General features: G+C 41.5%; 3 protein-coding genes. All 3 read right to left on the bottom strand.

All coding sequences use genetic code 11. The annotated features are described in order from the left end of the window. Window positions 1-367: 367 nt before the first annotated feature. From BUB71_RS18075 to BUB71_RS18065, 3 genes are read right to left on the bottom strand one after another with little or no spacing between them, the layout of a single operon-like run. Window positions 368-1,123, bottom strand: coding sequence for a thioesterase II family protein (locus BUB71_RS18075; protein WP_073158467.1), 756 nt, complete (start codon window positions 1,121-1,123; stop codon window positions 368-370). A gap of 31 nt (window positions 1,124-1,154) precedes the next feature. Next, complete coding sequence (locus BUB71_RS18070; protein WP_073158464.1) at window positions 1,155-12,509, bottom strand: amino acid adenylation domain-containing protein; 11,355 nt, start codon at window positions 12,507-12,509, stop codon at window positions 1,155-1,157. Window position 12,510: 1 nt separating this feature from the next. After that, window positions 12,511-23,436: a non-ribosomal peptide synthetase gene (locus BUB71_RS18065; RefSeq protein ID WP_217653577.1), complete on the bottom strand. Its 10,926-nt coding sequence runs from the start codon at window positions 23,434-23,436 to the stop codon at window positions 12,511-12,513. Between the last annotated feature and the right edge of the window lie 33 nt (window positions 23,437-23,469).

Genomic DNA, 23,469 nt, shown 5'->3' with positions numbered 1-23,469 from the left:
TATATTTTGGTGAAAAATCACATGAAAATAAAGCATGTTTAAAGGATGGTTTGTAATGGCCGGACAAATGCTTCTAATCCCGCATTTGTCTAGGCGCTACAAAGCTGCGACTATGAAGCGAAGAATAGGAGGTAGTACTGTCTGCACACGCCGTGCATAAGTTTCGCTAAGCAGCTACGCTGCAAGTCTTACTATGACGCGCATAGCCGAGTTGATACCGCCCTGAGCGAGTAGTCGCGGCGTCTTGAATACATCTACGTAGCCTGAACTGGATGCATCAATCCTTTTCAATAACACAGAGTGCAATAAACCTTGACTCTCAGAAATGAAAGCGACTTATGCTTTGTCTACAATCTGAGCCATTCTTCTACGAAGAATGGCTTCGCTTAAATCGCAATCGATTAACAATTGTATCGATTAACTCATTTTCCGCAGAATGAATAAAAAAATGATCACCCGGAAATAAAATTTTTTCAAAAGCACCTGTTGTTAACTCTTTCCATGCTTCGAGATGTTCGAAATCTGCTTCGTGATCATCTTTTCCACCAAAAATGGTGATCGGGCAAGTTAATAGTTTTCTTTTTTTATGTTGGTATGTTTCAGCCGCTGTAAAGTCAGCACGCAAACATGGCAGGAAAACATCCAAATACTCTCTTTGGGCCAAAATTTCCTTTGGCATCCCATTTTTAGCAATTACCTCATCAATAAATTGATCATCAGGCAAATGATAGATAGGTGGATTTGGATCAGGTAAATGTGGTGCATGATATCCTGAAACAAAAAGGTGATTGGGTTGCTTTTGATATTGATCATGAAGAAAACTGGCTAGTTCATAGCTAATGAGTGATCCAAAGCTATGACCAAAAAAGAAAAAGGGACGATCTAGATAATGAAGGATCTCTCTTGCTAATATTTCAATTAATTGATCGACTGAATCAATGTTCTGCTCATGAAATCGCATGCCCCGCCCAGGCAACTGGACGGGTACGATTTCGATCCCTTGGGGCATTTTATTTTGCCATGCTCGATAAAATTGTGGATTCCCACCTCCATATGGGAAGCAAAAAAATCTTTCTTTACATGTTGATACTTGATGATTAAACGGAAACCAAGGTGAATCCATTGTGAAATAATCCTTTCTAATCTTCGTTTGACTAATCAACTTGAACTGGGTCAATTGTCAACTTACGAATCTCTATCGCAAGATGCTTTACATGTGGCAAAGATAGCATGGTGGTATGATCACCTGGGCATTCTAGCTGTTGATAAATACCTGTTGTCAATTGACTCCAATCATAACAACCAAATGTTGCTTGATGATCTGCCGCACGAAAGAGATATAAATCGGCTTTCACAGGTTTTGTCGGTTGATAACTTGCGTAGGCAAGTCCATTTTGCATCCAAATCACTACTTTAGGTGATGTTGTCTCTACACCAAGCGACTGAGCCTGTGCTTGAATCGTTTCAGGATGGGTAATACTTTCAATAAAACTCTGCTTTTGTTCGTGTGGCAGCCATGTACTATCGATTAAACCAACCCATTCTATCTCTTCTCCCACAGATTCCATATAACGTGCCATTTCAACTGCTAAACATCCACCAAATGACCAACCTAAGAGACGATATGGACCTTTCGGCTGTATGGTACGTATGTTTTCACAATACCTTTCTGCCATCATCTCAATCGTAGCAAGTGGCGGTTCTTCCCCTTCATAGCCAATCGACTGTAATCCATAGACTGGCAACTCTGAAGCAAGCAACGATACAAGGGGCGCAAAGGATAATATACCTCCACCTTGTGGGTGAATAAGAAATAATGGTCGAATCGTTTTATCTCCCTGCTGTAAACAAACAAGGGAAGACGTTTTATCTGGCTTCTGTTCAAGATGCAGTGCTAATTCGCGAATGGTAGGTGCCTCAAATAATGTAGATAACGGTAAAGAAATATCAAGATGCTCCTCGATCATCGCCATTAAACGCATCGCATGAAATGAATGTCCACCTAAAGCAAAGAAATGATCATCAATTCCCACGTGATCGATCTCTAAAATTTCTGCCCACATTTCAACCAATCGTTTTTCTACTTCAGTTTTTGCTTGCATCCTTTCCTGTGTGGTCATCGGTTTTGGCAATGCACGATGATCAACCTTACCGTTAGGTGTGAGCGGAAGTCGATCCAAACGAATGATTTGTGCAGGAACCATAAAGATTGGAAGACGTTTTTGAACATGACTTTTTAGCTCTTCTTCCGTTGCTGATCCCATCACATAGGCGATTAATTGTTTTTGCTGATCTACAATTACGACAGCTTCTTGTACATGTTCATGTTGTAATAAGAGATGTTCGATTGCTGTACGTTCTACACGATAACCGCGTACTTTTACTTGTTGATCACGTCGACCGATAAACATAAGTTCACCATTGGGCAAATACCGTACCAAATCACCTGTTCGATAAAGTTTATCAGTAGGATTCGTACTATAAGGATGACGAACAAAGACTTCTTTTGTTAACGCTTCTTGGTTCCAGTAACCAAGAGATAATCCATCACCTCCGATATACAGTTCTCCCACTGTTCCAATTGGTACAGGTTGTTGACGTTCATCAAGTACATAAACTTGTGTATTTGCGATGGGTCGACCAATTGGCAAAGCATACCCTTCAAAATCTCGAGGCACCTGATAACAACAAGCGAAAGTGGTTGATTCAGTAGGTCCATAACCATTGACAACTTTGGTTTTACCTGCTGCTAAAACCTTTTGCACATGATTAACAGATACGACATCTCCACCCACTAAAAGTTGTTGGAGCTGACATAGTGTTGATAGCTGGTGATCAGCCATCAGGGCAAACAAGCCCGCTGTTAACCAAAGGGTTGTCACTTGATACTCTTCAATGGCAGTTGCAATCTTAGAAAGGGTAGGTTTTTCTTCTGTCATGATGGCTAAACGCGCACCATTCAACAATGATCCCCATAGCTCAAATGTAGAAGCATCAAAGGCTGTTGGTGCCAGTAATAAAAATGTATGATCCGCTGTAAGTTCTGCATAATCAACATTTTGCACCAAGCGTAGAATCGACCGATGCGAAATTGCTACTCCCTTTGGCTTCCCTGTTGACCCTGAAGTAAACATAATATAGGCCAAATCCCTTGCATTGCAGGATACACTGGGCGACAGCTTCGATTGTTGGGTTACCTGTTCCGAAAGTTCATTTACCAACAGACAGTGGGTAAAGTCTTCAAACAACTTACACCGATCAGGATCAGTAAGCACAAGATCGATCGTTGTATCGTCAATCATTTGCTTGAGGGTCGCCGCCGGATATGATGTATCAAATGGAACATAAGCAGCTCCAACCTTCAAAATTGCTAATATACTCAAGACAAAATCAACTGATCTTCCCAAGGCGACGCCAATCCGATCTCCTGGTTTTACACCTTTTTGTATCAATAGGTGCGCCCATTGATTTGATTTTTCCTCACACTCCTGATAGGTAAGCTGTTGCTGATCAGTCATCAGAGCAATTGCGCCTGGAGTACGCACAGCTTGGAATGAAAATTGCTCCGCTACGTTAGAGTCACGTGCGTATTCCACTTCTGTACAATTCCATTCAACAAGTAATTGTTGTTCTTCTGCCTTTGTAAGGAGTGTGATTTCACTTAATTTCGCAATCGGCTGAAGAACCATTTGTCGAAGAATATGTTGATAGTAGCGGCGATATTGCTCAACTAATTCTAGCGAATATCGATTTTGATCATAGGTGATTTTTAGATAGACTTGTTCACCTGGCCCTGTAACCACTGTAAATGGAAAATGGCTCTGATCAAATGCTTGCACCTCTTCCAATGAAAACCCTTGTGTATGGTTGGACTCTTTGTCCATTTTCGTCAATGGGTAATTTTCAAATACAAATAATGTATCAAATAGTGGAACACCACTAGGTACGTCACTGCACTCTTGAATATCAACAAGTGGTAAATAATCAAATTGTCTCATTTCGCTTTGTTGGGCTTGTAATCCGCGCAGCCATTCACCAATGCCCAACTCATCATTTATTTGTAATCGTATGGGCAGTGTGTTGATAAATAGTCCAATCATTTGCTCAACACCAGATAAATCAGCCGGTCTTCCTGAACTTGTTACTCCATAGATCAAATCACTCTGCCCTGTCAATCGTCGCAATAGCAGTCCCCATGCACCTTGTAATACAGTATTTAACGTTACACGTTGCTCTCGCGCAAACCGCTTTATCCCTTCAGATAACTCTACTGATAACCGTTCCTTCACTTCTCCCGGCGAAGCGCTCTTCTGATGCTCACGATCAGTAGGAATCCGAATTGGAGATGTAAAGCCTTGTAACTGTTTACGCCAAAAAGATTTTGCTTCTCCACGTTCCTGATTTTTCAACCAAGCGATATATTCCCCATAATTTTGAACAGGGGGTAATTCTAGTCCTTGGTCAATCATCAGCCATTCTTGTATGAGAAGTGGAATACTCCAACCATCTAATAACACATGATGATGTGTCCAAATGAGCTGATATTGATCTTCACCAATCCTGATCAATAATAAGCGCATAAGCGGTGGGGCAGCAAAAGCAAATCCTTTTAATCGCTCTTGACACAATTGTTCGTTTAACTGATCTTTTTGCTCAGTCTCAGTAAGATTACGCCAATCCATGATTTCTAATGGGCAGTCAACTTTACGATATACAACTTGATGTGGCTCACCTTCACTAGGAATGATAAAGCCAGTGCGCAAACTCGCATGCCGTTGGATCAAAGTTTGCCATGAATGGTGTAGCCTATCTACGCTTAATTTGCCCCGTAATTGAAAACAAATCTGAGTAATATAATCATCTTGATGTTGACTATACAATGAATGAAAGATCATCCCTTGTTGTAATGGTGTAACAGGATAAAGATTTTCAACGGTTATCGAGTCTTCTACACGTTGAAGAAGGATAGCTGGGTCAATAGTAGCCAATGGAAAATCTTCTTGTGTCACTTGGAGATGTAACCAACTCTCCCAATTGCGTAACAGTGAACGCAAGTACATGATCATTTGCTCAGCAAGCTGTTGAATGGTTTCTCTACGGTGAATATTCTTGCTATATTTCCAAGAAATACTTAGCTTACCTTCGGACGTTACCGCAATGATATCAAGAAGATAAGGTCGATCTGCATTTGGATCAATCATCTCTCCTACTTCTTGGCTTACATTTTGAAAGTTAACTTTTTGTTCAGCCTGTGCTGTAAATTGTCCTAGATAATTAAAACTAACTTCAATCAAAGGCTCCCAAGGCAATAAATCAGTCCCTCGATAACGTAGAATCCCATAGCCTATCCCATGTCCAGGAATCTCTTTCATCTGTTTACGAACTTGGGTAAGCCGTTCTTTTTGTGTAAGCAAAGGATTGGTCATGAGCCGCATTGGATAAAGACTAGTAAACCAACCTACGGTACGTGAAAGGTCAATTTGCTCATCCAATTCTTCCCTACCATGTCCTTCCAAATGAATGAGCAGACTTTCTTCTTTCATCCATTCTCCCATCGTATCGGCAAAAGCCGTCAATAGTATTTCGGTTGTTGGAATCCTAACCTGTTGCAATAATTGCTCTGTTTCTTGTTCATCGAGTTGAACCGAAACCAGTTCTGTTGATGCTTCTCGATTAGCTCCTAGAGAATGATCTTTTGGAATCTGCGTTGTTCCAGCTTCTAAGAGATTTGTCCAATATGGTTGTTCATGTTCAAATTTGTCGACAGTTAACGATTCTGACCATCGCTGATAAGAAGTGGTGCGTGGAGGTAATGAATAGCCCTCGCTTAACGATTCTAGATCATCAAGCAAAATTCTCCAAGAAACACCATCAATCACCAAATGATGTGCAACGAGTAACACTTGATCTATCTGATCCTCACCAAGATGGAAATAAACTGCCCGGAATAAAGGACCTTCTTGTAAATCAAGTTGTGTCTGTGTTCGCTGGGCAATACGTTTTATTGCCTCCAATTGCTGGGTCTTGGATAACTCATGTAAATCAATCCATTCGCTCGAAAAAACATCATCCGAAGACTGATACCATTGTTTCCAAGTTCCTTGCTCCTGTTTGAAACGAAGGCGCAGAGCATCATGATGCGCAACCAATTTATGAATTAACATTTTCCAGTCTTTGGCTAGCATTTTTTTTGAAACAGTCAACATCATGGCCTGGTTCCAGTGGTTTCGTGGCTCTATTTCCTGATCAAAGAACCATTTTTGAATGGGTAATAATGAAACCTCGCCCTCTGGTCGCTCTTCATCCCTATCTTGTTGAACCTGCACATATTTTGCTAATTCAGCGATGCTTTGGTATTCAAAAATCTTCTTTGGCGATAATTGCAAGCCATAACGTTTACACTTTGCCACTATCTGAATGCTTAGAATCGAATCGCCGCCCAGACGGAAAAAGTTATCATGGATATTTATCGACTCTATGCCTAGTACTTCTTTCCACACAATCAGCAACTGTTCCTCGATTTCATTGCGAGGTGCTTCAAATGGCAAATCGAGATGATAAAGACTACTATCTGGCTTAGGTAAACGCTGACGGTCAACTTTACCATTTCGTGTTAATGGAATCGAATGAACTGGAATAAAGGCAGACGGAATCATATAATCAGGCAATCGCGTTTGTAGAAAGTTACGCCATTCATCGTAGGAAATATCTTGTACTTCATTTCCAAGTAAGTAGGCATATAAGCGTTGATCATCAACGATAACAGTAGCTTCCTTGACAGCTTCATGGCTTCGTAGAACTTCTTCTATCTCTCCTTGTTCAATGCGATATCCTCGCAATTTGACTTGTTGATCTAAACGTCCTAGAAATTCAAGATTTCCATCAGCTAAGTAACGGACTTGGTCACCAGTACGATATAGCCGACCCCATTTCGGATGATCGATAAATCGCTCCTCTGTTAGCTCGGGCTGACCTAGATATCCTCTTGCTAATCCATCGCCTCCTACCCATAGTTCACCTGGAACACCAATCGGTTGAAGTTGCTGCTGTTCGTTTAGCACATAAACCCGTGTATTTGCAACTGGTCGACCGATCGGAACTGATCCATTCTCTGACCAGTCATGAGGAATAGGATAGCAGCAAGTAAATGTAGTATTTTCTGTAGGTCCATATCCATTGATCACCGTTACAGTACCAAGCGAAAGTACCTTTTTCACATGACTTGGAGAGACAATGTCACCACCAACAAGCAATTGTCGCAGGCCTGCTAACGCATGCAGATGATGTTCAACCATCAGATTAAAAAGCCCAACTGTTAGCCATAAAGTAGTAATCGATTCTTGCTGTATCACTTCTGCCAATTTGGATAAAGAAGGGGTTTCTGGCGGCATTATCACGAGAGTTCCACCATGCAACAAACAGCCCCATATTTCAAATGTAGATGCATCAAAAGCAACTGGTGCTAACTGTAAGAAGGTTTCTTCAGGTCCAAATTCAGCATATCCTTCAGGGATCACTAAACGTAATACCCCGCGATGTGTAACTTCTACTCCCTTTGGCTTACCAGTAGAACCAGAAGTGTACATCACATAAGCACGATCATCACCATTTTGGACGGGCTGAGGATTTGTATCTAGCTGACTCCATTGATCTTTTTTATCAATCTGTAGTAGCTGTACATCTATTTGCCTAAACCGATCTTCATGCTCATCACTTGTAATCACAAATTGTAAACCTGATGATTGAATCATCTCATGTAAGCGCTGTGTTGGATCATTTAAATCGAACGGTACATAAGCCCCCCCTGCTTTTAAGATCCCTAACATAGCGGAATATAACTGAGGTGAACGTTTTAGATAAAGCCCAACTAACGTATCTCGCCCCACTCCCAACTGACGTAATCGGTGTGCGATACGATTTGCTTCTTGATTTAACGCTTGATAAGTGATTGAGACATCTTCTTGACGCAACGCAATCTGATCTGGAGCACGACGCACCTGTTTTTCAAATTCTTCTGCAATTGAATTTGCTTGTAAAGGATGTTGATGTTCAGACCAACGAAGCAGTTGATCACACTCTTCTTGAGTCATGCACTGGAGACTTTCAATAGATTGATCAGGGTCTTCGACCAATTGCTTCAATATCTCCTGAAAATGAATCATCATCCGTTTCACTGTACTCTCTTTGAATAGGTCAAGATTATATTCAATATTACCTGTTAATCCCTGATTTTCATTCTCCATTAATGTCATGGTCAGATCAAATTTGGCGACAGTATGCTCTAACTCATAAGGGGAAATCTCAAGCCTGTCAATAGATTGGTTCATCGTTGGGATATTTTGAAAGACAAACATGGTTTGAAAGATTGGGGTATGGCTGAGATCACGCTCTAGCTGTAGCTCATCAACAATTTTTTCAAATGGAACATCTTGATGAGCATATGCTTGTAATGCAGTTTGTCGAACTCTCTCTAACAATTCACGACAAGTTAATTCCCCAGATAAGTCTGTTCTTAAAGCAAGCGTATTGACAAAAAAGCCAATCAATTGCTCTAGGGCTTGATGTTGCCGATTTGCAATTGGCGTACCTACCACTAAATCTTTTTGACCTGTATATCGATAAAGCAACAATTTATAGGCCGCGAGCAGTGTCATATAAAGCGTAACATCTTCTGAACGGCTCAACTTTTCCAATTCCTCAGTTAATTGCGGATCAAGTGTAAAAGTTACATTGTTCCCAGTAAAAGTTTGTTCTTTTGGTCTTGAATAATCAAGTGGTAACTCTAAGATGGGTAATTGATCCAGTTTTTCTTTCCAGTATTGAAGCTGTTTTGTATATGACTCTTCCTGCATCCAGTTTCTTTGCCAAATAGCAAAATCTTTATACTGAATTGGCAGAGAATCGCTTAGCTTGTCAGAATCAGTCGCAAATAGCTCTTTCATCCAAATCCCTGTTGACCAGCCATCTGTAATCAAATGATGCATATGCACAAATAAGACATGTTCATCATTCGATAAAGTATAGAGATATACTCGAAACAGTGGACCCTGAACCAAGTCAAAGGGCTGATTCATTTCTTGTTGCATATGGATAGCTAATTCGGTTTCTGGATCTGTATTTGTTAATGTTACTTGCTCCAACCGAACTTTACCTTCTGGATGAATGACTTGGATCGCTTCACCTTCTCGATCAGTAAATGTTGTTCGCAATATTTCATGTTTCATCACCATTCGCTGGATCGCGTGATCCAATCCTGCTACATCTAATTTTCCTTTAATCCGCAAAGCAAATGGCATTTGGTATGTAACCTCACCCGGAGACATCTGTTCAATAAACCAAACTCTTTGTTGAGCAAATGAAAGTGGAGATTCGTTTCCTTCCAACTGCTGTACTTCAAGTCGTGGTAATGAAACAAACTCCTCTTTTCGATAACGCTCTAGCACCTGCACAAATTCATGAATAGTCGGCGCTTCAAAGAGAATTCGTAAAGGGAGTTGCATTTGTAGCGCTGATTCTATCCGGGAAATCACTTGTGTCGCTAAAAGCGAATGTCCTCCTAGTTCAAAAAAATGCTCATCTCGATCAATTGATTCTCTTTGTAATACATCACACCAAATACCTGTTACAATTTGTTCTAATGGCGATTCGTTTTGTTCCTTTGTTTCCAATAGCACCTCTGTTGATGGTTTTGGTAGCGCGCGGCGATCCAACTTTCCATTCGGTGTCAATGGCAATCGCTCTAGCTGAATAAAGTGATTAGGAATCATATACTCAGGAAGACGATCTCGCAAATATGCACGCCATTCTACTATAGATTCAGAGACTACATACGCGATGAGTGAGCGCTCCTCCATTCGCTCCCCTGTCACAATTACTGCCGCTTCATTTACAAGAGGGTGTTGTCGAATCGCTTCTTCTATCTCTCCAAGTTCTATACGAAAGCCACGAACCTTTACCTGATCATCTGCTCGTCCTAAAAATTGTAGTTCACCTGATTCCAAATAACGAACCAAATCACCTGTCCGATAAAGCCGCCCCCACTTTGGATGTTCTAGGTAACGTTGACGTGTTAATTCATCACGTTGCCAATACCCTCTGGTTACACCTGCTCCGGCAAGATAAAGTTCTCCGGCAATCCCAACTGGAAGTTGTTGCATATTACGATCCAGCACATAAACAACAGAATTATGAATAGGTCGTCCGATTGTAGGTGCTTTATTGGAATTTCGAGCGACACAAGTAAAGGTAGAGTAAGTAGTATCCTCAGAAGGACCATACAAGTTATATACTTTTTTAACTGTAGTACTCTGATATAACTTATCTACAAGTGAACGATTTAGTGCCTCACCTGCCAAATTGATTGTTTCGACAGAGTTTGGAATCGCTTCTTGTCGAACAAGCTCACCCGCTGCCGATGGAACAGTATTAATTAATGTGATCTTATCACGGGTTGTCAATCGTGCTAAAGCTAAAGCATTTTCAGCTATATGAACCGCCCCACCGTGTACTAATGGCACAAACATTTCAAAAACAGATAGATCAAAGCAAATGGAAGTAGAGGCTAATACCCCAGCTAATTCAGTTGCTGAGAAGGTTTTTCCAGCCCATGAAATCAAAGCAACCGCCTGCCGATGCTCAATCATAACTCCTTTTGGTTTCCCAGTTGATCCGGAGGTATAGATTAAATAGGCTAGTGCATCACTCTCCACCTCACAAGAAGGAGGATCAGTAGGATGGACACTCCATACTTCACGCTGATCAATCAGAAGTGCAGGGCCCGTATAAATATGCATCAAATCAACTAACGCTGCCTCTGTTACTAGTGCTGCCACTTGGGCATCGGAAAGCATAAATTGAATTCTTTGTTGTGGATAGGCTGGATCAAGCGGTACATAGGCTGCTCCAGTTTTTAAGATCGCCAGTAGAGTCATCACCATTTCTGCTGAGCGTTGAAGGCAGACACCCACTCGATCACCTGGACAAACACCCAAACTCTGAAGCTGATGAGCTAATTGATTTGCTTGCCGTTCCACCTGAAGATACGTAAACTGACGCTCTCCATCATAGAGGGCTATCTGATCAGGTGTTTGGTAGACTTGTCCTTCTATTAATTGATGGATGGTTTTATGAGCGGGAAAATCAACTTCAGTTTGATTCCAGTTCTCCCATTGTCTTCGATCCGCTTCCGTAAAAATAGAGACTTGATCCATTTTGATCTTTGGCTGCGTCACAAGCTGCTGTAAAATACATTGCAAATCGGCTAACATTCTTTGCACAACTTTTGGCTGATAGCGCGTTTGATCAAACATTAATTTTAAAGAAATTTGATCCCCTGGTGCAGCCACGAGTGTAAGTGGGTAATTGGTTTGCTCAGATGAAATGACATCAGCAAATTGTAATTGATTTTCATCAGCTGTAGACTCTTGAACTGGGTAATTTTCAAATACATACAATGTATCAAACAATGGAGTTCCTTTGGGAACTTGGCTCCAATTTTGAACTTCTAACAAAGAGGTGTGTTCATATTTACGTAATTTCACTGACTCTTGCTGAAGTTTTTGTAACCATTCAAAAATCGTCAACTCCTCATCAACTACAATACGAATCGGCAGCGTATTAATAAAAAGTCCTACCATTTGCTCTACACCTGGCAGCTCAGCTGGTCGACCTGAAACAGTCGTTCCAAATACGACTTCCTCTTCACCACTATAATGAGAGAGCAGTAGTGCCCAAGCAGCTTGTACTAAGGTATTCACCGTAATTTGGCGTTGTTTCGCAAAATTTTGTACTTGATGACTCAATTCTCGATCACAATGTGCATGAATCGTTTGGTACTCGGGCTTCCCTTTCGCAATACTGAAATTTTCCAATTTAAGCAAGGTAGGTGACTCAAATCCAGCTAAATAATCTTCCCAAAACGCTTTCAGTTCTGACTGATCTTGATCTCTCAACCATTTGATATAGTCATGATAAGGTCTCGGTTTGGCTAACGATAATTGTTCATGATTTCGATTGGCTTCATAAAAAGAAAATAATTCCTGTAATACAATGGGTAAGCTCCATCCATCCATTAATACATGATGGTATGTCCAGACGAGTTGATGCACTTGTTCATCTAAACGGATCAGGTATATTCTCATCAATGGTGCTTCAGTCAAAACAAAGTCTTTCATTCTTTCCGCATAACAAAATTCCTCGATCTTTTGTTTTTGCTCCATTTCCGAAAACTGACTCCAATCAAGGAATTGAAATGGCGACTCAACTGTACGGTAAACTATTTGCAAAGGTTGCTCTGTTTCGCCCCAGATAAATCCAGTACGAAAAATTGAATGTCGGTTCAACACTTGTTGCCATGCTTGATCAAAGGCCGCCACATCAAGCGGCCCTTTGATCTTCACAGCTAACTGCGTAACATACATTCCTGAATTTTCTGCGTAAGCAGAATGAAAGAGCATTCCTTGTTGCAAAGGGGATAAAGCATATAAATCTTGAATCTCTTCCATCAACATCTTATCTCTTCCTTTTTTTCTGAATGATAGACAATACTTTTTGCAAATCCTTCTTACTTAGATCAGCTTCTGGAAAATCAGAAGGTGTATAACTCCACAGATCACTCTTCTCTTCATCATTGATCAAAGAACGCAATCCTTCCATATACTCATCTGCGACTCGCTCAATGCTTTCTTGATTAAAGAGTTGGCAGCTGTAGAGCCAAGTAAATGTCATTTGCCCCCCAATCACAAAAGCATTTAAATCAAGCAAATGTGGACGCTCAGATTCAGGGTCCATCTGCATGCCTTGTGACTCAAGAGCTTCACCGATCAAGAGACCCTCCGACGATTCTTGATCCATCGTAAATTGACCAAGGTAGTTAAAACTTAATGGGATGGGCTGTTGAGGTTTCATCGTTTGACCAACTGGTTGTAAATATTGATATAAACCATACCCTATTCCATGATTAGGAATTTGACGCAAACTATCTTTTACCTCACGCAAGACCTGTCCAGCAGTGGTTGCCTGCTTCAGATCTATCAAAGCGGGATAAATGGAAGTAAACCAACCAACTGTTCGAGAGACATCAACTTGTCCATCCATTTCCTCTCGTCCATGACCTTCCAGATGCAACATAAGCTGACGACTTTTCGTCCAGCGTGAAATGGCTACAGCCAATGCCGATATCAAGAGCTCATTAATATGCGCTCGATACTTTACACCTACTGTTTCCAATAATTCTTTTGTCTCATCTATAGATAATTGTTGTGTCACCACACGGGTTGTATGTTGTAAATTGTCTCCATTTGGATGATCAACTGGTAATTTACCAGGGTTATGCTGTTGCATTCCTTTCCAAAATGCTACTTCAGATTGAATCTGTTTACTTTGTGCATAGTTTTGCAACTGATTCATCCATTCTTTCCAAGAAGTCGTCTTAGCTGGTAATTGAATTTGCTCGCCTTGTCTAGCTTGACGATACGCAGTCTGTAAATCTTCCAGCAAAATCCGCCACGAAACGCCATCGACAACCCAATGATGAATGACCCACAATAATCGATCAGGTTCTTCATCACCTAGATGAAAATAAACAATTCTCATAATCGGGCCTTCCTGAAGATGAAGGCTACGTTGTGCTTCGGCTGCTATTTGCTCAATGAATGAACGATGTTGCGCTGCAGGATGTCCACTTAGATCAACCCAATCAAAGGGAATCGGTTCATCCATCTGAACATGTGTAGATCGATCTTCTGCAACACGCAATCGTAAAACATCATGATGACCCATGATCGCTCGTATCGCTTCTTCCAATGCTTTTTGATCTACCTGTTCACCAATCAATAACATCATTGATTGATTCCAGTGATGGCGGTTTGGTATTTCTTGCTCCATAAACCATTGCTGAATTGGAGAAAATGGTACATCTCCTTCTACTAACCCTTGCTCTGCGGAAATCGGTTGGCGCCACTCCACAACCTGAGCCAGCTCTGCAATCGTTTGGTGTTCAAAAATTTGATTAGGTGTTAACGACAATCCCAACTGTCCAGCTCGAGCAACAACTTGAATACTTAAAATGGAGTCTCCACCACAAGCAAAAAAGTTATCATGGATGCCTATCTTAGGTTGGCGAAGTACATCTTGCCAAATTGTCACCAGCGCTTCCTCAATCTCGGTCTTTGCAGCAACATAACTTCCATCATGAATCCATTGACTTTCATCAGGCTTCGGTAATGCTTTTCGATCTACTTTTCCATTTACAGTTAATGGAAAAAATGTCATAGATTCATAGAAAGTCGGAACCATATAATCGGGTAGCCGTTCCTTTGCCCATCTACGAAGCTCTTTTGGCTCAATCTCGCCTACTATATAAGCGACCAAACGCCCTTCATGTGCTATGACTACCGCTTCTTCAACTTCGGGATGACCGATCAAGCATACTTCAACTTCGCCCAATTCTATTCTGAAGCCACGTATTTTCACCTGATGATCAAGACGACCCAGAAACTCTATCTCCCCATTTTTCCGTAGTCGTACTTGGTCTCCTGTTCGATACAATCTACCAAAGTCAGGGTGGTCAATAAAACGCTCACGAGTCAAATCAGGCTGACGATAATAACCAACTGCTAGGCTTTTTCCTCCCAGATACAGCTCGCCAGGTACTCCTATGGGAACTTGCTTCATTTTCTGGTCAAGTACATAGATTGTGACATTATCAATCGGTCTTCCGATTGTAGGTAACTGTTCACTCCCTGCTTCTACTTGACCTGCTGTAGCTACAACAGTATTTTCAGTAGGTCCATAATGATTGATCACAGTAATCGGAAAGTCTTGTGCTGGTGCTTGATGTAACTGATCACCACCTGTCAAGAAATAGCGCAATTGACCAAATTCCAACCACTCCAATAGTAATAACTGTTCCAACAATGGAGTTGGAACAAAACTATGGGTGATTCGTTCCCGCAGATAAAATCGCTGCAATGCTACAGGATTTAACCGCTCTTCTTCAGTTGGTATATGCAATGAAGCACCACTTGCTAAAGTTGGCCAAATTTCCCAGACAGACGCATCAAAGGCCACACCTGCAAGCATCGACATGCGATCATTAGCAGTCACCTGATACGTTCTTTGATGCCAATACACTAGATTGAGCAGAGACTCATGACTCACTGCAACTCCCTTTGGCTTTCCAGTAGAACCAGAAGTAAAGATCAGATAGGCAGGTGATTGAAGATTTGCACTCACCGATAAATTACTGACACGCTCATGCTTTGTTTCAGCCTCTAACATTTCCCATGTAAAGAAACGAACTCCCAATTCTGACAACGGTTCACTAAGTATTGGTTCAGCCATAATCATCTGTACATTTGCTTCTTTTGCCAGCGTAGCAATTCTCTCTAATGGCTGTGTAGGATCAACCGGAAGATAGATAGCACCCATTTTAAGTGCTGCCAATTGAGCAATCACGTAAGGAATTGAGCGTTTCAAACAAATCATAATTGGTTTGTTCGCTTTTAAACCGATCCGCTTAAAATAATGTGCAAGCTGGTTAGCGCGTTGATTTAACTGCCAATAGGTTAATTTACTTGCTCCATGTTGGAGGGCTAGGGAATAAGGACGTTCTTCTGCCTGTACTTCTATCAGACAATGAACAGGTTGATCTAGCTGATTCTCTACTGTTGTTTGATTCCAAATTTCCAACTGCTTTTCCTCTTCTTCAATTACAAACCCCAGCTCTTCAATCGGAAGTTTCGGCTCTGCTATTAATTGTTGCAATAGTAGCTTCCAGCGTTCTCCTAACCATTTGATCGTCTGATGCTCAAATAAATCTGTATTGTACTCAAATGTTGCGATGAAACCTTCTTCTACTTCCACCATGTCCAATGTTAAATCAAACTTAGCTGTCTTCTGTTGCAATGGAATCGCTTCAAGCTGAAACTGTTCGGTTATCGGAAACTCAACAGGTTGATTTTGCAAGGTAAACATTACCTGGATTAATGGCGAATGACTTAAAAGTCGTTCTACTTGCACCTCATCAACAATTCGTTCAAATGGTACTTCTTGATGGGCATATGCTTCTAAGGCAGTCTGTTTGACTTGTTCTAATAACTTCTGGAATGTGATCGATTCGCTCAGGTCGCTTCTGAGAACAAGCGTATTGACAAAGAAACCAATACATTCCTCTACTTCTCGAACATTACGATTTGCAACGGGTGTTCCGATCGCGAAGTCTTGCTGTCCAGTCCAACGATATAACAGAACTTCAAATGCAGCGAGTAATGTCATAAACAGCGTTCCATCTATCTTCTGGCTCATTTCTTTTAGACGTTTTGCTAGGTTGTGATCAAGATGAATAGAGTAAGAATTTCCTGCAAATGTTTGTTTCATTGGTCTTGGAGCATCAGTTGGTAATTGAAGAATAGGCAAATGATTTAATTTTTCTTTCCAATATTGTAATTGCTCTTCTAAAACCGAGCCACAAAGCCAACTTCTTTGCCATGCAGCATAATCGATATATTGAACAGGCAAGCCAGGCTTTCGATATGCTACCTTTTTCTTTGCTGCTTCATAACATTCCATCCATTCACGTAGCCATATTTGAATAGACCATCCATCCGCAATAATATGGTGCATATTGATAAAGAAGATCGATTTTTCTTCAGACAAAAGATATAGCTGACAATAAAAATGAGGTCCATGTTCCAAATCAAAGACAAATTGTGCTTCCTTTTCTAAACGTACAAGCACTTCCGCTTCTCTAGATGGATGTTCGCGATAATCCATGACCTCAAAAGAAATCTCGCTCTGCGATGGTTCATAAATCGTTTGGAACCATTCACCATCTTCCTGCACAAATGCAGTTCGCAACGAGGCATGTCGTTCAACTAACATTTGGATGCTTTTCTGAAGAGCTTCTACATCAACCTCACCATGTACATAGAAGGCAAATGGAATATTATATGCTGCTGGTTCTTGAATCAATTGATTCAAAAAGTGTAGCCGCTGCTGGGCATATGATAGTGGAATCCGTTCCCCAATCTGAACAGTCTGTTTTAATTGTGGCATGGCTAGATCACGGATTTTCTTCCATTCTTGTTTCACATGGTAAGCCAGCTTACGAATTGTTTTTGCTTCGAAAAGTACGCGTAATGGTAGCTCGATTGAATACTGTTGATTGACCCTTGAAATAACTTGCGTTGCTAGTAACGAATGTCCCCCAATGGCAAAAAAGTCCTCTTCCAAACCAACAATGGGTTGATTTAATACATCTCTCCATATTTTTTGGATCATTTCTTCAATTGGGTCATTGGTTGTAACAATTGAAGTTGAATTACTAGCTCGTGGCTTTGGCAATGCACGTCGATCAATTTTCCCATTTGGTGTAAGTGGGAATGCATCTAATTTGATAAATTGTGTCGGAACCATATAGTCAGGCAATTTCTGAAGCAGGTATGTTTGCCATTCCTCTTCCCAGTCTCCTGAAGAACGAGGTACCACATAGGCAACAAGCCTCTTGTCACCTGCTTGATCATCAGCAATAACTAGCGCTTCTTTCACTTGCTCATGCTTTGATAATTGGTGCTCAATTTCACCCAATTCAATTCGGAAACCTCTTATCTTCACTTGCTGGTCAAGCCGACCTAGGAACTCTATATGACCTGTTGGTAAAAATCGGACTTGATCTCCACTTTGGTAGAGCCTTCCAAACTGAGGATGGTCAATAAATCGCTTCGCTGTTAAATCCGAATCACAATAGTACCCTTCTGCTAAACTGTTTCCACCAATCCATAGTTCTCCTGGTACACCAATAGGCACTCGTTTTCCATCCGAATCAAGTACATATACCTTTACATTAGAAATCGGATAGCCAATAGGAGGAACGGTTTGCTCATATTTCCCAGGCAATAATTCTATCGATGTTGTAACGACAGTATTTTCAGTTGGTCCATAGTGATTCACCACTGGAACAGGGAAATCTCTCGGTGGTCCCATCCGCAACTGATCACCGCCCGTTAATATAGCACGTAATGCAACTGGCTTTGTCCATTCAACGGCATAGAGTTGTTCCAGCAATGGAGTGGGTACAAAGCTAAGGGTAATCTTTTCTTCGGTATACCAATTCTTCAACTGTTCAGGCACCATCCGAATCATTTCATTTGGGATGTTGAGGGAAGCGCCTGCGACTAAGGTAGGCCAAATCTCCCATACCGATGCATCAAAAGCAACTCCTGCAAGCCATGAAGTTCGATCTTGTTCTGTTAATTGATACTGCTGAATATGCCAGTCCACAAGATTGTTCAATGATCGATGCGTAATCACGACCCCTTTTGGCAATCCAGTCGATCCAGAGGTATAAATGAGATAAGCTGGATCATCTAGATCCCATTCTACGGCTGACAATGCCACGTCCATTTGTTCTTCTTGAATCAATTGTTCATAATCAAATACCTGTGTCCGAACTTGTGTGATCAACTCTTCTTCCATCTCCGAAACCAATAGCGCTGCCATTCCTGATTGCTCAGTAATAAAAGCTATTCGTTCTGTGGGATAAGCAGGATCTAGCGGTATATAAGCAGCTCCTGTTAACCATACAGCTAATTTCGCCACAATCAACTCATAAGAACGCTTCATATAGAGACCAACCCATTGCCCTTTCCCTATATTGAGCTTCCTTCGCAACTGATCACTAAGTTGTTTTGCTGCTTGAAGCAATTGCTGATATGTGAATGACTGATTTTGCAGATGGATGGCAACTGCATTCGGCAATTCAATTGCTTTTTCGATGATCAAATGCGGAATGGGATGGGTAATCAAATCATTCTGTTTTGTTTGATTCCATTCATCCAGTTGCTGTTCTTCTTCTAATGTTAAGAGCGAGAATGAACTTAGTTTCCGTTCTGGTTCTTCACACATCATTTGCAACAAATGTTGAAAATGTCCACCCATCCGTTCGATCGTTGTCGTTTCAAAAAGATCATTGTTATATTCAAATATTGCTACCAATTTACCACGATGATTTTGTCCCATGGTAAGAGTTAGATCATATTTAGCTGTCTGTTGCATGACATCAAATGGCTCCACACAAAGCTGTCCCCACTCCGTGGAAATCTGTGGACTATGTTGGAATGTAAACATAACCTGAAAGAGCGGTGAATGACTCATGTGTCGCTCTGGCGCTACCTTTTCTACAACTCGTTCAAATGGAACATCTTGATGAGCTTGAGCTTCGATTGCCAATTTACGAATATACTGCATAAATTGACGGAAGTCATATTCACCATCTAGATCAGCACGATAAACCTGTGTATTCACAAAAAATCCAATTAACGATTCGACTTCAGGAATGTGGCGATTCGCAATTGGACTTCCCACTGCGAAATCTGTCTGTCCACTCCACTTACCCAATAATAATTGGAATGCAGCCATTCCGATCATAAACAGAGTTGTTCCCTCTTGCTCCGTAAATTGCTGCAAACGTTGCAAAAGATCATCAGATAAGATGATTTGATGTGTTGCACCATGAAATGTTTGCTCAGCAGCACGTGGATAATCGGTTGGTAATTGCAGAGTCGGTAAATTTGACAGTTGTTCCACCCAATATGCTAGCTGACGATCCATCTCTTGTTGCACTTGAGGGAGTTTTTGCCATGCTGCAAAATCACGATATTGAATGGGTAACGTAGGCAAAGATTGTTCTTCTCCTGTCCGTGCATTCTCATAGCAGTTCAACCATTCTTTTAAAAATAGCTCCATTGACCAGCCATCAGCGATCATATGATGCATTTGAATGGCTAGAATCGCTTCTTCTTTATCAAGTTGGTACAGCATAATACGTAATAAAGAATCCTTTGATAAATCAAATGATCGTTTTGTCTCCATCGCAATCAACCAAGCGGCTTGAATCTCAGGACTCCCCTCCCCTTGAAGATCAGTACGCTGAATCGTAGGTATGTAGTCTGTAATCAACTGCATAGGTTGTTGATCAACGACCACAATGCGCGTTCGAAGACTTTCATGACGTTCGATCACACGTTTCAAGCTAGATTCTAATGCCTCAAAATCGACTGATCCGCGCAGCCGCAATGCAATCGGAATATTATATACAGAGCGATCCGAGAGTAACTGATCAAGTAGCCATAATCGCTGTTGTGCAAAGGATAAAGGTGCATATCTATCATCAGCTGATCGTTCAGGCTTAATTTCAGGTAATCGATGTTGCTCTTGATGCTCTGCTATCCAAGTCGCTGTCGCTTCTACTGTTGGCTGTTCCATCAATTGACGCAATGGGAAGCTACAGGAAAATACTTGTTGTACCCTCGCAACAATTTGAGTAGCTAAAAGTGAATGGCCACCAAGCGAAAAGAAGGAAGCAGTTACACTAACTTGATCCACATTCAACACGTCCGACCAGATCTGCGCTATCTGTTCCTCGAGCAGGTTTCGTGGTGCTACATACGGAATAGCTAACTTCTCCGGTTTTGGCAATGCTTGTCGATTCACTTTCCCATTAGGCGTAACAGGCATTGATTCTAATACAATCAATTGCTGTGGGACCATATATGCAGGTAATTGGCTGCTCAGTTCTCTTTTCCAATCCACTATCTCTTCACCAGAGTAGACGGCGTAGGCGATTAAAGCATTTTCATAGGGAGCGACAGTACACTCTTGCACATGAGGTAGTTGCATAAGTCGCGCTTCAATTTCCCCTAGTTCAATCCGTAAACCGCGAATCTTCACCTGTTGATCCAATCGACCCAAGAATTCCAAATTCCCATCCTCTAATCTGCGCACTTGATCTCCGGTTCGATAAAGACGTCCATAGAGTGGATGGATGATAAAATGCTCAGTCGTTCGGTCAGGTTGACCATGATATCCTCTGGCCAAACTATGCCCACCAATATATAACTCTCCTTTTATACCATCTGGTACAGGTTGCTGATATTGGTTCAACACATATAGCTGTACATTGGCAATCGCTCGACCAATGGGGGGTAATCGATGTTCTTTATGAGCCTCACCAGGTTCTAAAAAAATGGCAGTGGTGACAACTGTATTTTCGGTTGGGCCATAGTGATTCACCACAGGAACCGGAAAATCTGCGGGAGGCGCTTGATGTAACTGATCTCCACCAGTTAAAAACGCGCGCATGATACCAGCATGTTCCCAAGCAAGTGAAAACATCTGTTCCATTAATGGTGTTGGCAGGAAGCTATAGGTTATGCCTTCTTCTAGCAGCCATGACTGCAACTCTGTAGGATGAATCCGCACTTCCTCAGATGGTAGATGTAGGGTTGCACCGCTTGTCAAAGCAGCCCAAATTTCCCAGACAGAAGCATCAAAACTAACACCCGCAATCATTGTGACATGATCACTTGTTCCCCACTCGTATTCTTGTTGATGCCAAGCAATCAGGTTACTTAGCGAACGATGGGTAATCTCCACTCCTTTTGGCTTACCTGTAGAACCGGAAGTATAAATGAGATATGCCAAGTAATCAGGCTGCATTACATGATCTAGATTTTCATTTTCTTCCTTTTCCCATTCTGCCGGTGGTCCATCTAACGCAATCACTTGCTCAGCTATACCATTAACTTCATCGAGATAGCGTTGATGGGTCAACAATATTTGAATCTCGGCATCTTTGATAATCTCCTGCACCCTCTGCATGGGTATAGCTGGATCAATTGGAACAAACGCCCCACCCGCTTTATGAACGGCTAAATGTGCAATTACCAATTCACAAGAACGATCTAACAAGAGAGCAACCCGTGTTTCATTTGTTACGCCACATTTTCGTAAGTAATGTGCCAATCTGTTTGCTGTGGCATTTAATTGACCATAAGTCATGTTTTGTTGTTGTGATACAACTGCTAACTGACTTGATTCCAGCCAAGCAATCTCTTCTACAAACTGATAAGGAAGCATGGGTGGGACAGGGAGCAAATTTTTTTGTCTTTGTTGAAATTGAACCGCTTCTTCTTCTGTAATCAATCGAATATCTGCTAATAACTTCTCAGGTTGCTCCATGATCTGTTCCAATAGGAAACAGAAAGATCGATGCAATTGATTGACTTCGTACTCTGTCCAAACATTCCCTTGGTACATCCATTTCATATGAACCTGATCAGCGATCGCAGCAACTAAACAAAGCGGATAGTCAATCTGTTCGACTCCTTGCATCTCTTCGATGACTAAGCCAGCATGATCAACCTGATCTAATCCACTAGAAGGATAATTTTCAAAAACAAATAATGACTTAAATAGGGCTTGATCTCTTGGAATTCCACTCCATTCTTGAATATCCACAAGCGAACAATGCTCATACTGCCGCTGTTCCAGTTGTTGACGTTGCATGGAACGACACCAGTCGATATATGAAGTTTTACCATCTACTCGCACACGTGTAGGAAGTGTATTGATGAATAGCCCTACCATTTTTTCGACATTTGTCAATTCTGCTGAACGACCAGCTCCTGTTACACCATATAGTAAATCATCTTCCCCACTATAATGATGTAACAATAAAGCCCATACACTTTGTAGTACTTGTTGTACTGTTACTTGGTATTGTTTAGCAAATTTTCGTAGCTGTCTACTTTGTTCTGTGGTCAGTTCCCCATACCAGATGCCAGATGGTTCTTGTTTTACTCGACTTCGAGTCCCTTCGATCACGGTTGGTTCAGGATTCCCGCTAAGTTGTTCACGCCAATAATGTGCTGCTGCTTGTTGATCTTGCTTTTGAATCCAAGCAATATAATCTGCATAAGGAACCTCTGCCACTACCTCTCTACGTTCCTGATTCCGCAATGCAGCATATGCTTCCCATAGACTGCGTAATACCAAAGGCATACTCCAGCCATCTAGAATCAAGTGATGATAACTCCAGATTACCTCGACTCGCTCATCTTCCATCCAAATGCATGTCATTCTGGTCAACGGTGATTGTGCAATGTTAAAGCCTATTCGACGATCTTCTTGTAGATATTGTTCTAACTCTTGTTGTTGACGTTCTGCTGACCAATCTCTCCAATCAAGCTCTTGAATCCCTGTATCCACCTGATAATGAACCTGTTGGTGAGGCATTCGCCATCCCTTCCAGTGAAATGAAGTACGTAAGACACTGAATTGTTCAATTGTTTGACTCCAGGCTTTTCGCCAGGATTCTATATCTAATCTTCCCCGCAGACGGAATGTCATCTGAACCACATATGACCCTTCCTCTTGGTAGAGCGTGTGGTACAACATTCCTTGTTGCAATGGAGCTAAGGGATAGAGATTTTCAACATTTCCAATTGCTTGATCATGACTTACATGCTGATCCAGCTCTGTTTGTGTTACCTGCGCCAGAGGGAAGTCAGAAGGTGTATATCCCCCTGCTTCTGCCGAGCAACAATGTGTGATCAATTGTTGTAACTGCTCCATGTATGTCTGGATCAGCCAGTCCATCGTTTGTTGTTCATATTGCTGCTCGCTATACTG

The sequence above is a fragment of the Seinonella peptonophila genome (genome assembly GCF_900129355.1).
Taxonomy (GTDB): Bacteria; Bacillota; Bacilli; order Thermoactinomycetales; family Thermoactinomycetaceae; genus Seinonella; species Seinonella peptonophila.
Note: the sequence above shows the minus strand (reverse complement) of the source record. Positions and strands in the feature narration are given on the sequence as shown.

What these genes read in the sequence shown, in the direction of transcription:
- BUB71_RS18065 (WP_217653577.1), bottom strand. Translation starts at nt 23,436, where the DNA reads ATGGACTGGCTGATCCAGACATACATGGAGCAGTTACAACAATTGATC.
- BUB71_RS18070 (WP_073158464.1), bottom strand. Translation starts at nt 12,509, where the DNA reads ATGTTGATGGAAGAGATTCAAGATTTATATGCTTTATCCCCTTTGCAA.
- BUB71_RS18075 (WP_073158467.1), bottom strand. Translation starts at nt 1,123, where the DNA reads ATGGATTCACCTTGGTTTCCGTTTAATCATCAAGTATCAACATGTAAA.